This is a genomic window from Marisediminicola senii (assembly GCF_011057645.1).
Taxonomy (GTDB): Bacteria; Actinomycetota; Actinomycetes; order Actinomycetales; family Microbacteriaceae; genus Marisediminicola; species Marisediminicola senii.
The window spans coordinates 288,907-302,854 of the sequence record NZ_JAALGE010000001.1; the positions used below are offsets into that span (position 1 = coordinate 288,907).

Annotated in this window: 8 protein-coding genes; 5 read left to right on the plus strand and 3 right to left on the minus strand. The window is 67.1% G+C overall.

Annotation, left to right across the window (positions count from 1 at the left end):
- Positions 1-29: 29 nt before the first annotated feature.
- On the minus strand, positions 30-1,235 hold the full coding sequence (locus G5S38_RS01350; protein ID WP_165063374.1) for a PQQ-dependent sugar dehydrogenase: 1,206 nt from the start codon (positions 1,233-1,235) through the stop codon (positions 30-32).
- 66 nt (positions 1,236-1,301) lie between these two features.
- On the minus strand, positions 1,302-2,165 hold the full coding sequence (locus tag G5S38_RS01355; protein WP_165063375.1) for a spermidine synthase: 864 nt from the start codon (positions 2,163-2,165) through the stop codon (positions 1,302-1,304).
- 241 nt (positions 2,166-2,406) lie between these two features.
- On the opposite strand from G5S38_RS01355, the gene rpoB reads away from it, so the two are divergent.
- The 5 genes from rpoB to G5S38_RS01380 all read left to right on the plus strand — a co-directional run bounded on the left by rpoB (position 2,407) and on the right by G5S38_RS01380 (position 12,372).
- A complete protein-coding gene (rpoB, locus tag G5S38_RS01360; protein ID WP_165063376.1) occupies positions 2,407-5,898 on the plus strand; it encodes a DNA-directed RNA polymerase subunit beta in 3,492 nt (1,163 codons plus the stop codon).
- A gap of 44 nt (positions 5,899-5,942) precedes the next feature.
- Positions 5,943-9,824 (plus strand): DNA-directed RNA polymerase subunit beta', encoded by a 3,882-nt coding sequence (locus G5S38_RS01365; protein ID WP_165063377.1) that lies wholly within the window; start codon positions 5,943-5,945, stop codon positions 9,822-9,824.
- A gap of 228 nt (positions 9,825-10,052) precedes the next feature.
- Positions 10,053-10,898, plus strand: a complete 846-nt coding sequence (locus G5S38_RS01370; protein WP_165063378.1) for an amino acid ABC transporter substrate-binding protein — start codon at positions 10,053-10,055, stop codon at positions 10,896-10,898.
- Positions 10,899-10,907: 9 nt separating this feature from the next.
- Complete coding sequence (locus G5S38_RS01375; protein ID WP_165063379.1) at positions 10,908-11,576, plus strand: amino acid ABC transporter permease; 669 nt, start codon at positions 10,908-10,910, stop codon at positions 11,574-11,576.
- The gene (locus tag G5S38_RS01380) at positions 11,563-12,372 is read left to right on the plus strand and encodes an amino acid ABC transporter ATP-binding protein (protein ID WP_165063380.1); all 810 of its coding nucleotides are present in this window, start codon (positions 11,563-11,565) and stop codon (positions 12,370-12,372) included. The genes G5S38_RS01375 and G5S38_RS01380 overlap by 14 nt, the downstream gene beginning before the upstream one ends.
- A gap of 49 nt (positions 12,373-12,421) precedes the next feature.
- On the opposite strand, the gene G5S38_RS01385 is transcribed toward G5S38_RS01380, so the two are convergent.
- Positions 12,422-13,873, minus strand: coding sequence for a hypothetical protein (locus tag G5S38_RS01385; RefSeq protein ID WP_165063381.1), 1,452 nt, complete (start codon positions 13,871-13,873; stop codon positions 12,422-12,424).
- Between the last annotated feature and the right edge of the window lie 75 nt (positions 13,874-13,948).

Genomic DNA, 13,948 nt, shown 5'->3' on the forward strand with positions numbered 1-13,948 from the left:
TCCTACGAGATTAGCCCGCCGCCGGGGGTTCATCTTCCCTGCACCGGTGCGAGTTGAACTTGGATGACCTGGTCGTCGCCGTCGCGAGGCGATCCGTTGCCGTCGGTGTTGCTCGTGAGCACCCACAGCGTTCCGTCGGGGCCGGCCGCGACATCCCGGATCCGGCCGTACGTCTGCTGGAACCACGGCACCGTCGTCGCGCCGCCGTCGTAGATCGCCCACACCCGCTGGCCGCGCAGCGACGCGAGGAAGAACGTGCCGCGAACGTGGGCGAGGCCGCTCGGGCTCGCCTCGGCGGTCGACCACTGTGCCGCGGGATTCACGTAGGCGGGGTCGTCGCTGACGCCCTCCACCACGGGCCAGCCGTAGTTGGCGCCCGGCTCGATGCGGTTGAACTCGTCCCAGGTGTTCTGCCCGAACTCGGCCGCCCACAGCTGGCCGTCGTCGTCCCACGCGATGCCCTGCGGGTTGCGATGCCCGAGGGAGTAGACGAGCGACCCCGCGGTGGGGTTGTCGTCAGGGGCCGCGCCGGCCGGCGTCATCCGCAGGATCTTGCCGTTCAGCGAGGCAGGGTCCTGTGAGCTGGTACGGATGCTGGCATCTCCCGTCGTGGCGTAGAGCATGCCATCAGGGCCGAACGCGATGCGGCCGCCGTTGTGGTTGCCCGCCTTGACGATGCCGGTGAGCACGTTCTCGCTCGCGCCGAGCGTGAGTGCTCCCGCGGCGCCCTGCAGCGGCATCCGTACGATGCGGTTGTCCGACGCCGAGGTGTGGAACGCGTACAGCCACGTGGTGTCGCCGTCGACGAGGGTGTCGAGGCCGAGCAGGCCGCCCTCGCCGCCGGGCACCGTGTCGGCGATTACCCCGACCTCGCGCAGGTCGCCGGCCGCGGTGCGTTCGAGGATGCGCCCGGTGTCGCGCTCGGAGATGAGCACAGAGCCGCTGTCGAGGGGAGCGAGCGACCACGGGGTCTCGAGTCCCGTCGCGACCTGGATCGGCTCGCCGACCGGCTGCACGGGGCCGGGATCGGGGGCAGGAGCGGGGACGGGCTCGGCGGGAGCCGCGGAGTCACCCGGCTCGCTCGGGCTCGGGGATGGCGAGCTGGGGGCCGGCGGAAGCGGTGTCGCCTGCTCCTGCGCGGCGCACCCGGTGATCGCCATCGTGCCGGCCAGCAGGAGGGCGGCGCCCGTGGTTGCCCCACCGCGCCGCCTGGTTGCGTTGCCCCGTGTGCTCATGCACCCCATTGTCGGCGACCCGGCTGGGCGGCCGGTCAGCTGTCGGCGACCCGGCAGCGCGGTCGGTCAGCTGCCGCGGCGCACCTGGAAGATGTTCTTCGACGGGGGAGGCGACGGGATCGCGGTGGCGTCGGTCACGATCGGGGCGCCCGCGATGAAGTCGTCGAGCTCTCGACCGGCGACCATCTTCGACGGGTGTGGTCCGCCGGCCAGCAGCCGTGGCATCCACTCCAACGGCAGTTCGTCCCGGGAGCCGACCAGCACGATGTTGCCGAACCGGCGGCTCTTGAGGATCTGCGTCTCGGCCAGCGCCGCGACGTTGCCGAGGGCACACTGCAGCGTCGCCGCCTGCCCGCGCGCGAATGCGAGGCCGGGACCGTCGGCGACGTTGACCACCACGACGCCGCCTGGCGCGAGCAGCGTCGCGACCTCGGTGTAGAACTCGAGGCTGGTCACGTGCGCGGGAGTGCGTGCCCCCGAGAAGACGTCGACCACGACGAGGTCGGCGCTGCCGCGGAGCCCGGGCGGCAGCTTCTCGAGCACCTCGCGGGCGTCGCCGTGCCGCACCCGGATCGACGCCTGCTTCGGCAGCGGCATCTCGGCGCGAACGAAATCGACGAGGTCGCTCTCGAGCTCGATCACCTGCTGGCGGGAACCCGGGCGGGTCGCCTCGATGTAGCGGGGCAACGTGAACGCGCCAGCCCCGAGGTGCACGGCGGTGATAGGGGAGCCGCTGTCGCCCAACTGGTCGATCACGTGCCCGATGCGCTGGATGTATTCGAAGAACAGCTGGCTGGGGTCGTCGAGGTTGACGTGTGACTGCGGGGTTCCGTCGACGGTGAGGGTCACGCTGCCCGGTACGAAGCGATCCGGGGCGATCTCGGCGAGGAATCCGCTCGATTTCAGCACGATGGAGGGGTTATCTGGCACGCTCCGACGATAGCCCGCGCCGGTGACCGGCGAGTTATACCCCGAATTTTGAAACAGGTCAAGGATCAACTAGACACGGCGCGTCTGGGGACCTATGCTTGTTCTTTGCGCTCCTGGAAGATCTACGCCTTCATATTGCGGTCGGCCCTCGCGTGAGCAGTCAGATTCTGCCACGACGATTCCATGGAGCAATCACCACACCGACTGTAACTGGCCACGAGGCCCACCGGAGGTTATTTCCTTGGCTGCTGCTCGCAACGCAACCACCAGCAATTCCCACAAGAACGGTCGGACGGCATCCCGTCTCTCGTTCGCCAAGATCACGGACAACCTGACGGTACCCGATCTTCTGGCCCTGCAGACCGAGAGCTTCGACTGGCTCGTCGGCAACGACATCTGGAAGAACCGGGTCGCCGAAGCGCAGGCCCAGGGACGCCAGGACCTCGCATCGCGCAGCGGCCTCGAGGAGATCTTCGAAGAGATCTCCCCCATCGAGGACCTCGGCGAGACGATGCAGCTGTCGTTCGCGAAGCCCGAGCTCGAGCCCGAGAAGTACACGATCGACGAATGCAAGGAGCGCGGCAAGACCTATTCCGCTCCCCTCTACGTCGAGGCCGAGTTCATGAACCACCTCACGGGTGAGATCAAGACCCAGACCGTCTTCATGGGTGACTTTCCCCTGATGACCGAAAAGGGCACGTTCATCATCAACGGCACCGAGCGTGTCGTCGTGTCGCAGCTCGTGCGTAGCCCCGGCGTCTACTTCGACCGCGCGCAGGAGAAGACCTCCGACAAGGACATCTACTCCGCCCGCATCATCCCGAGCCGCGGTGCATGGCTCGAGTTCGAGATCGACAAGCGCGACCAGGTGGGCGTCCGCATCGACCGCAAGCGCAAGCAGTCGGTCACCGTCTTCCTCAAGGCCCTCGGCCTGACCAGCGAAGAGATCCTCGAGGAGTTCAAGGGCTTCTCGTCGATCGAGCTGACCCTCGAGAAGGACAACATCCTGACGAAGGATGAAGCCCTCAAGGACATCTACCGCAAGCTCCGTCCGGGAGAGCAGGTCGCCGCCGAGGCAGCCCGCGCGCTCCTCGACAACTTCTACTTCAACTCGAAGCGCTACGACCTCGCGAAGGTCGGTCGTTACAAGATCAACCGCAAGCTCGGTATCGAAGCCGACCTGTCGAACTCGGTCCTGACCAACGAAGACATCATCGGCACGATCAAGTACCTGGTGTCGCTGCACGACGAGCAGAAGACGATCGCCGGCGTTCGCGACGGCAAGCCCGTCGACATCCGCCTCGACATCGACGACATCGACCACTTCGGCAACCGTCGTATCCGCGCGGTCGGCGAGCTCATCCAGAACCAGGTGCGCACCGGCCTCAGCCGCATGGAGCGCGTCGTTCGCGAGCGCATGACCACGCAGGACATCGAAGCGATCACCCCGCAGACCCTGATCAACGTGCGCCCCGTCGTCGCCGCGATCAAGGAGTTCTTCGGAACCTCGCAGCTGAGCCAGTTCATGGACCAGAACAACCCCCTCGCTGGCCTGACGCACAAGCGTCGCCTGTCTGCGCTGGGCCCGGGTGGTCTGAGCCGTGAGCGTGCAGGCGTCGAGGTGCGAGACGTTCACCCGTCGCACTACGGCCGCATGTGCCCGATCGAGACCCCGGAAGGCCCGAACATCGGCCTGATCGGATCGCTCGCATCGTTCGCCCGCATCAACGCGTTCGGGTTCATCGAGACCCCGTACCGCCGCGTCGTCGACGGTGTCGTCACCGAGACCATCGACTACCTGACCGCCAGCGAAGAAGACGAATTCATCGTCGCGCAGGCCAACGCCCCCCTCACCAAGGACGCCCGCTTCGCCGAAGCCCGCGTCCTGGCGCGGAAGAAGGGTGGAGAGGTCGACCTCATCCCCGGCGAAGACATCGGATACATGGACGTCTCGCCGCGCCAGATGGTGTCTGTCGCGACATCCCTCATCCCCTTCCTCGAGCACGACGATGCGAACCGCGCACTCATGGGTGCCAACATGCAGCGCCAGGCCGTTCCGCTGCTGCGCAGCGAGAGCCCGCTCGTCGGAACCGGTATGGAGGGCTACGCGGCCATCGACGCCGGAGACGTGCTCACCGCCGACAAGGCGGGTGTCGTCTCCGAGGTCTCGGCCGAGGTCGTCACCGTGCAGCTCGACGAGGGTGGGACGCAGAGCTACTACCTGCGCAAGTTCGACCGCTCCAACCAGGGCACCAGCTACAACCACCGCGTGATCGTGAGCGCGGGCGACCGCGTCGAGGTCGGCGAGGTCCTGGCAGACGGCCCCGCGACGGAGAACGGCGAGCTCGCGCTGGGCAAGAACCTCCTCGTGGCGTTCATGCCGTGGGAGGGCCACAACTTCGAAGACGCGATCATCCTGAGCCAGAACCTGGTGAAGGACGACGTGCTCTCCTCGATCCACATCGAGGAGTACGAGGTCGACGCCCGCGACACCAAGCTCGGCAAGGAGGAGATCACCCGTGACCTCCCCAACGTCAGCCCGGAGCTGCTGGCCGACCTCGACGAGCGCGGCATCATCCGCATCGGCGCCGAGGTCCGCCCCGGCGACATCCTCGTCGGCAAAGTCACGCCCAAGGGCGAGACCGAGCTGTCGGCCGAGGAGCGCCTGCTGCGCGCCATCTTCAACGAGAAGAGCCGCGAAGTGCGCGACACCTCGCTGAAGGTTCCCCACGGTGAGCAGGGCACGATCATCGCCGTCAAGGAGTTCAACGCCGACAACGACGACGAGCTCGGCTCGGGCGTCAACCAGCGCGTCGTCGTGTACATCGCCCAGAAGCGCAAGATCACCGAGGGCGACAAGCTCGCCGGACGCCACGGCAACAAGGGCGTCATCTCGAAGATCCTGCCGGTCGAAGACATGCCGTTCCTCGCGGACGGAACCCCGGTCGACATCGTGCTGAACCCGCTCGGTATCCCCGGACGAATGAACTTCGGCCAGGTTCTCGAGACCCACCTCGGGTGGATCGCGAAGCAGGGCTGGAACGTCGAGGGCAGCCCGAAGTGGGCAGGCCGTCTTCCCGAGCAGGCGCACTCCGCCGCCCCAGGCACCAAGGTCGCGACCCCGGTGTTCGACGGTGCGCTCGAGGAAGAGATCGCAGGTCTGCTCGACTCGACCACCCCGACCCGTGACGGCGACCGCCTGATCGACTCGACCGGTAAGACCCGCCTCTTCGACGGCCGCTCCGGCGAGCCGTTCCCCGAGCCGGTCTCCGTGGGGTACATGTACATCCTCAAGCTCCACCACCTCGTCGACGACAAGATCCACGCGCGTTCGACCGGGCCGTACTCGATGATCACGCAGCAGCCGCTGGGTGGTAAGGCGCAGTTCGGTGGACAGCGCTTCGGTGAGATGGAGGTGTGGGCCCTCGAGGCCTATGGCGCCGCCTACGCACTGCAGGAGTTGCTCACCATCAAGTCCGACGACATCCTCGGCCGCGTCAAGGTCTACGAGGCGATCGTCAAGGGCGAGAACATCCAGGAGCCCGGTATCCCCGAGAGCTTCAAGGTTCTGATCAAGGAAATGCAGTCGCTGTGCCTGAACGTCGAGGTCCTCTCGGCAGACGGAACCACGGTCAGCCTGCGCGACACGGATGACGAGGTGTTCCGCGCGGCGGAAGAGCTCGGAATCAACATTTCCACCCGGTTCGAGAACTCGTCGATCGACGAGATCTAACCGCGGCCTGATCCAGACTTTCGTTCCAAAGAGAGAAGAAAACATTGCTCGACGTTCACGCGTTTGACGAAATCAAGATCGGTCTTGCGACCGCTGACGACATCCGTCGTTGGTCGCACGGCGAGGTAAAGAAGCCAGAAACCATCAACTACCGCACGCTGAAGCCCGAGAAGGACGGCCTCTTCGGAGAGCAGATCTTCGGGCCGAGCCGTGACTGGGAGTGCTCGTGCGGCAAGTACAAGAGGGTGCGCTTCAAGGGCATCGTTTGTGAGCGCTGCGGCGTCGAGGTCACCAAGTCCGCGGTTCGCCGCGAGCGCATGGGCCACATCGAGCTCGCAGCCCCCGTCACCCACATCTGGTACTTCAAGGGCGTACCCAGCCGCCTCGGATACCTGCTCGACATGGCGCCGAAGGACCTCGAGAAGGTCATCTACTTCGCCGCGTACATGATCATCTCGGTCGACGTCGATGCCCGCCACGCGGACATGCCAGGGCTCGAGAACGAGCTGCGCCTCGAGATTAAGGAGCTCGAAAACCAGCGCGACACCCGCATCGCGGATCGCCTGAGCCGTCTCGAGACCGACCTCGCCGCACTCGAGGCCGAGGGCGCCAAGAGCGACCAGAAGCGTCGCACCAAGGACGCCGCCGAGAAGGAGATGAGCCAGGCCCGCAAGAGCCTGGACGAGCAGATCGCCCACCTCGAGCGCGTGTGGGATGACTTCCGCAGCCTCAAGGTCGGCGACCTGAAGCCGGAAGACGCCGTCTTCCACGAGCTCCAGGACCGCTTCGGCATCTACTTCGAGGGCTTCATGGGCGCCGAGGCGATCCAGAAGCGCCTGCAGGCATTCGACCTCGCGGCAGAGAGCGAATCGCTCCACCTGCAGATCGCCGAGGGCAAGGGCCAGAAGAAGATCCGCGCGATCAAGCGACTGCGCGTGGTCAACTCCTTCCTGCAGACCGGCAACTCGCCGGCCGCGATGGTGCTCGAGGTCGTTCCGGTCATCCCGCCGGAGCTGCGCCCGATGGTGCAGCTCGACGGTGGCCGTTTCGCGACCTCCGACCTCAACGACCTCTACCGTCGTGTGATCAACCGCAACAACCGCCTCCGTCGACTGCTCGACCTCGGTGCCCCCGAGATCATCGTCAACAACGAGAAGCGCATGCTGCAGGAGGCCGTCGACGCACTGTTCGACAACGGTCGCCGTGGTCGCCCCGTCACCGGTACCGGTAACCGCGCCCTCAAGTCCCTGAGCGACATGCTCAAGGGAAAGCAGGGTCGTTTCCGCCAGAACCTGCTCGGAAAGCGCGTCGACTACTCCGGTCGTTCGGTCATCATCGTCGGACCCCAGCTCAAGCTCCACCAGTGTGGCCTGCCCAAGCAGATGGCACTCGAGCTGTTCAAGCCGTTCGTGATCAAGCGCCTCATCGACCTCAGCCACGCGCAGAACATCAAGAGCGCCAAGCGTATGGTCGAGCGTTCACGACCGCAGGTGTGGGACGTGCTCGAGGAGATCATCCGCGAGCGCCCCGTGCTGCTGAACCGCGCACCGACCCTTCACCGCCTGGGCATCCAGGCGTTCGAACCGCAGCTCGTCGAGGGCAAGGCCATCCAGCTGCACCCGCTCGTGTGTGCCGCGTTCAACGCGGACTTCGACGGTGACCAGATGGCAGTCCACCTGCCGCTGTCGGTCGAGGCGCAGGCCGAGGCCCGCGTGCTGATGCTCGCGTCGAACAACATCCTCAAGCCGTCAGACGGTCGCCCGGTGACCCTGCCCACGCAGGACATGATCATCGGCCTGCACCACCTGACCACGCTCAAGGACGGCGTCGAGGGCGAAGGGCGTGCATTCTCGTCGGTCGCCGAGGCGATCCTCGCGTTCGACCAGCACTCGCTCGACCTCAACGCCAAGGTGCGCATCCGCCTCGATAACCTGCACTTCGCCGATGGTGAAGCGCCGGAGGGCTTCGTGCAGGGCCAGCGGTTCCTCAAGGACACCACGCTCGGCCGCGCACTGTTCAACGAGGCACTGCCGTCGGACTACCCGTTCATCGAGGCCGTCGCCGACAAGGGACAGCTCTCGGCGATCGTGAACGACCTCGCAGAGCGCTACCCCAAGGTGGAGGTCGCCGCAGCACTCGACCGCATCAAGGACGCCGGTTTCTACTGGGCCACCCGCTCCGGTGTGACCGTCGCGCTCTCCGACGTTCTGACCCCGCCGAACAAGCGCGAGATCATCGGCAGCTACGAGAAGCAGGCCGCCAAGGTCCAGACCCAGTACGAGAAGGGACTCACGACCGACGCCGAGCGTCGCCAGGAGCTCATCGAGATCTGGAACAAGGCCACCGCAGAAGTCGCCACGGCGATGGAAGCGAACATGCCGGAGAACAACAACATCAACCGCATGGTCACCTCCGGTGCCCGTGGTAACTGGATGCAGGTTCGCCAGATCGCCGGTATGCGTGGACTGGTGTCGAACCCCAAGGGTGAGATCATCCCGCGTCCGATCATCTCGAGCTACCGGGAAGGCCTGTCAGTCGCCGAGTACTTCATCGCGACCCACGGTGCCCGTAAGGGACTCGCCGACACCGCGCTGCGTACGGCCGACTCCGGGTACCTCACCCGTCGTCTGGTCGACGTCTCGCAGGATGTCATCATCCGCGAGGACGACTGTGGAACGGTGCGAGGCCTCAACCTCGTCGTCGCGACCGCAGACGCATCCGGAGAACTGGTTCGCGACCCGAACGTCGAGAGCGCCCTCTACGCCCGCAGCCTTGCTGAGGACGCCGTGGATGCCTCGGGTACGGTCATCGCCAAGGCCGGGGACGACGTCGGCGACGTGCTGATCGAGGAGCTCATCGAGGCTGGGATCACCCACGCCAAGGTCCGCTCCGTGCTGACCTGCGAGTCGACCGTCGGTGTCTGTGCTGCCTGCTACGGCCGCTCGCTCGCCACGGGACTGCTCGTCGACATCGGTGAGGCCGTCGGCATCATCGCGGCCCAGTCGATCGGTGAGCCGGGAACCCAGCTCACGATGCGTACCTTCCACACCGGTGGTATCGCGTCGGCCGACGACATCACGCAGGGTCTGCCCCGCGTCACCGAGCTGTTCGAGGCTCGTACCCCCAAGGGTGCGTCCCCGATTGCCGAGGCCGCCGGTCGCATCACCATCGAGGACACGGACCGCAGCCGCAAGCTGATCCTGACCCCCGACAACGGTGACGAGGCCATCGCTTACCCCGTGCTCAAGCGCGCGACGCTCCTCGTCGAAGACGGAGAGCACGTCGAGCTCGGCCAGCAGCTGCACGTCGGCGCGATCGACCCGAAGGAAGTCCTCCGGGTTCGCGGTGTCCGTGCGGTGCAGGAGCACCTCGTCGGTGGAGTGCAGGGCGTCTACCGTTCGCAGGGCGTGCCGATCCACGACAAGCACATCGAGGTCATCGTTCGCCAGATGCTCCGCAAGGTCACCGTCGTCGACCACGCCGACACCGACCTGCTCCCCGGAGAGCTCGTCGACCGTCTCAAGTACAACGAGATCAACCGGGCGGCACTCACCGAGGGCAAGAAGACCGCGTCGGCTCGCCAGGAGGTCATGGGTATCACCAAGGCATCCCTCGCGACCGAGTCGTGGCTGTCGGCCGCGTCGTTCCAGGAGACCACCCGGGTCCTGACCCAGGCGGCCATGGAGGGCAAGTCCGACTCGCTGATGGGCCTGAAGGAGAACGTGATCATTGGAAAGCTGATCCCGGCCGGAACCGGTCTCCCGAAGTACCGCAACGTGTCCGTCGAGGCCACCGAAGAGGCGAAGGCCGAGCGCTACCCGAACCGCATCTTCACCGATGACGCGTCGTTCAGCGAATCCGACCTGTCGTTCGTCGACTTCGACAGCTTCAGCTCCGACGACTTCACGCCGGGCACCTACAGCTGACCGGTCTCACCACCGACAGCCAGTGACGACTGATGGCCCCCTGCTTCGGCGGGGGGCCATCGGCCGTTAAGGGGCCGGCGGGAGCGGTGGCGGCGGGCGCAGCATCCACTTCTATGCATCCGGCATGAATCGGGGGCCGCGGCGGTTGTGTAACCCGACGACACATCCGCGCCCGCGTTCGGCCGGCCCGGGTACCGTGTCATTCTCCCCACATACGAAGGACATCCATTGCGCCGCGCCAGCTCGTTCTCTGCCACCAAGCTCTCTGCCGTGATCGCCATCACCGCATCTGCCGCACTCGTGCTCAGCGGGTGCGCCGGTGGGGCGGATGATTCGGCCGGCGGGTCGGCGGGCGGCTCCGCCGAGGCGAACTCCCTCGCGGCCGTTCAGGAGTCCGGCGTTCTCGTCGTCGGCACCGAGGGCACCTACCGGCCGTTCACGTTCCACGAAGACGGGACGGGCGACCTCACCGGCTACGACGTCGAGATCATCACCGCCGTCGCCGACGAGCTCGGCGTCGAGGCGCAGTTCGAGGAGACCCAGTGGGACGCGATCTTCGCGGGCCTCGAGTCCGGTCGCTTCGCCGTGATCGCGAACCAGGTGTCGATCAACGACGAGCGCGAGGCCGCCTACGACTTCTCAACGCCCTACACCGTGAGCCCCGGCGTCATCGTCGTGCCGGAGGACAACACCGACATCACCTCGTTCGACGACCTCGCGGGCAAGACCACCGCGCAGTCGCTCACGAGCAACTGGTACGAGCTCGCCACCGAGAGCGGCGCCAACGTCGAGGCCGTCGAGGGTTGGGCGCAGGCCGTCGCGCTGCTCGAGCAGGGCCGCGTCGACGCGACCGTCAATGACAACCTGACCTTCCTCGACTACGAGCAGCAGCAGGGGGACACCGGGCTCAAGATCGCGGCCGAGACGGACGACCCGTCGCTCAACGCGTTCGCCTTCGCCAAGGGCAACACCGAACTGCGCGACGCCGTCGACGAGGCACTCGAGACGCTCCGCGCCGACGGCACCCTCGCCGAGATCTCGGAGAAGTACTTCGGGGTCGACGTCAGCGAATAGTCTCGCTGCATGCAAGAACCGATTGCAGACCTGCTGCTGCGGTCTCTGCTTCCCCTGATCGAGGGTGCCATCCTCGGCACGATCCCGCTCGCGCTCTCGTCGTTCGCGATCGGGCTCGTGATCGCGCTCGGCATGGCGCTCATGCGGCTGTCGAAGAACCGCCTGGTGTCGGGCATCGCCCGGGCGTACATCTCGGTGATCCGGGGTACACCGCTGCTGGTGCAGCTGTTCGTCATCTTCTACGGCCTGCCGTCCATCGGCCTCGTCGTCGACCCGTGGCCGAGCGCGATCATCGCGTTCTCGCTCAACGTGGGCGGCTACGCGGCCGAGGTGATCCGGGCGGCGATCCTGTCGGTGCCCAAGGGGCAGTGGGAGGCCGGGCACACGATCGGCATGTCCCGCGGACGCACCCTCGTGCGCATCATCCTTCCCCAGGCCGCCCGGGTGTCGGTGCCGCCGCTGTCGAACACGTTCATCAGCCTGGTCAAGGACACCTCGCTCGCGTCGCTCATCCTGGTGACCGAGCTGTTCCGCAACGCGCAGGAGATCGCCGCGTTCAGCCAGGAATTCATGGCGCTGTACATCGAGGCCGCGGTCATCTACTGGGTGATCTGCCTCGCCCTGTCGTCGGTGCAGGGATCACTCGAGAAGAGACTGGACCGCTATGTCGCCCACTGACCCCATCGCTGCCGATCCGTCGGGCGCCGACCCGTCGCCGGCCGGCCAGGCCCTCCTCACCGTTCGCGGGCTGAGCAAGCGCTTCGGCGACAACGAGGTGCTCAAGTCGATCGACCTCACCGTGCAGCCCGGCCAGATCGTCGCGCTGATCGGCCCGTCGGGCTCCGGCAAGACGACCGTGCTGCGCTCCCTCAACGGCCTCGAGGTGCCGGATGCGGGTATCGCCGACGTCGCGGGCGAGGTGCACGTCGACTTCGCCGCGTCGCCGTCGCGCGCCGAGATCAACGCCCTGCGCGACCGCTCGGCAATGGTGTTCCAGCACTTCAACCTGTTCCCGCACAAGACCGTTCTCGAGAACGTGATCGAGGGCCCGGTGCAGGTTCAGAAGAGATCGAAAGTGGATGCCACGGCAGACGCCCTCGCCCTGCTCGCGCGCGTCGGCCTGAGCGACAAGCGCGACGCGTACCCCTTCGAGCTCTCCGGCGGGCAGCAGCAGCGCGTCGGCATCGTGCGCGCGCTGGCCCTGAAGCCACAGCTGCTGCTGTTCGACGAGCCGACGTCGTCGCTCGATCCGGAACTCGTCGGCGACGTGCTCGACGTCATCCGCGAGCTGGCCGGCGAGGGCTGGACCATGCTCATCGTCACCCACGAGCTGCAGTTCGCGAAGCAGGTGGCCGACCAGGTGGTGTTCATGGACGGCGGGCGGGTCGTGGAGCACGGGCACCCCCGCGACGTGCTGGTGAGCCCGCAGCACGAGCGCACCCGGCAGTTCCTGCGGCGGTTGCTGGACCGCTGAGGCGGCGCCGCGGCATCCACCGGCCGCTGCCGGACGTACCGGGTACCGCTCAGTCGAACATGTCTCCCATGTCGCCGAGTCCCTCGAGCAGGCCACCGATCGCGAGGCCGCCGATGACGCCGCCGAGCATGCCAGAACCGCCGCCTCCGCGACCATAGCCGCCGCCGTATCCACCGCGACCGTACCCGCCGCCGTATTGCTGCTGTTGCTGGTACTGCGCCTGCTGCTGCGCGCGCTGGATGTCGGCGTGGGCGAGGTTGGCCGCCTCGGAGGCGCGGGATGCCGAGCGACGCACCGTGGAGAGCGCGGCCTCCGGGTCGTTGTCGCGGAGGTCGTCGGCTGTGACGAGGTCGCGTTCCGCCTCGGCGAGGCGCGTTCGGGCATCGGCGCCGACGGGCGCGCTGTAGTCGTTGATGATGTTGCGGGCGGCGGCGATCTGCTGGCTGGCGTCGTCGCGTGCTGTCGCGTATGCGGCACGGAGGCGGGCCGCACGTTCCGCGCGGTTCTCGCGCTCGGCCATGGCGTCGTCGAGGGCGGTGTTGGCCTGGCGCACGGCAGACAGTGACCCGATCGGATCCTGGGGTGCGTTGCGCGCCGGCAGGTCGCGCAGCGCGCGGTCGAGGGCGGCGATGGCGTTGTCGATGCCGCTGCGACGCTCGACGGCCGGGAGCGCCCGGGCCACGGCGAGCTCCTGGCGCGATTCGGCGATCATGTCGGCGAGGGTCGCCTCGGCGCTGATCGCCTCGACCTCGAAGCGCTCGACGGCGTCGAGCAGCCCCTCGGCGCGGCTGGTGGTCTCCGCGGAGGCGCCGACGGTCGCGAGGGCCTCGTCGTCGCGCCCGGAACCGAGGCGTGACTCGGCGACCTGCGCGCTGCGTTCGGCGAAGTCCAGGAGGTGGAGTGCCTGGTCGGCATTGCCCGAGATGGGTGCGAGCGCGGCATCCGAATACCGCAGGGAAAGGCGGTCGATCGTCTCGCTTGCCGCGGGGATGGCCGAACGCACCCGCTCGATGTCGCGGCGCACGGCCACGATGCGGTCGGGGGTGCGCTTGGCCTCGAGGCGGCGCTGGCTGAACGACGCCTGCTGGCGGGAGAGGTCGGTGTCGATGGCCCCGCTCATGGCGATGATGCGCTGCGTCCACTCGTCGCGCTGGGCGTCGGTGTCGGGCACGTGGTCGCTGAGCAGCTGGTTGAGGTGGAATGCCTCGCTGAGGGATTCCCGGGCCGCGCGAATGGCGGCATCGAAGTCGGTCGTGGCACTCGCGCCGAAGTCGGCCTTGGCGAATTCGAGGTCGTCGGTGGCGAGCCGCAGGCGTTCGTCGGCCCGCATCAGGGCGGCGCCGGCGTCGCGGGTGAGCTCGGCGAACCGGGCCTCGGCCTGCGAGGCCAGCTCGGCGCGGCGCTCGCGCCCCCTGCGGCGAAAGACGACGATCGCGGTGGTCGCGGCGACGCCCACTGCCGCGAGGCCCGCAACGAGGATGATCACGAGCAGGGTTTCCATGACCTGATCCTACGGCGCGCTTTCCTAATGGCCGGTGGGGATGCTGCTGCCGTCGCAAGGCGCTGCGCCGCAGCA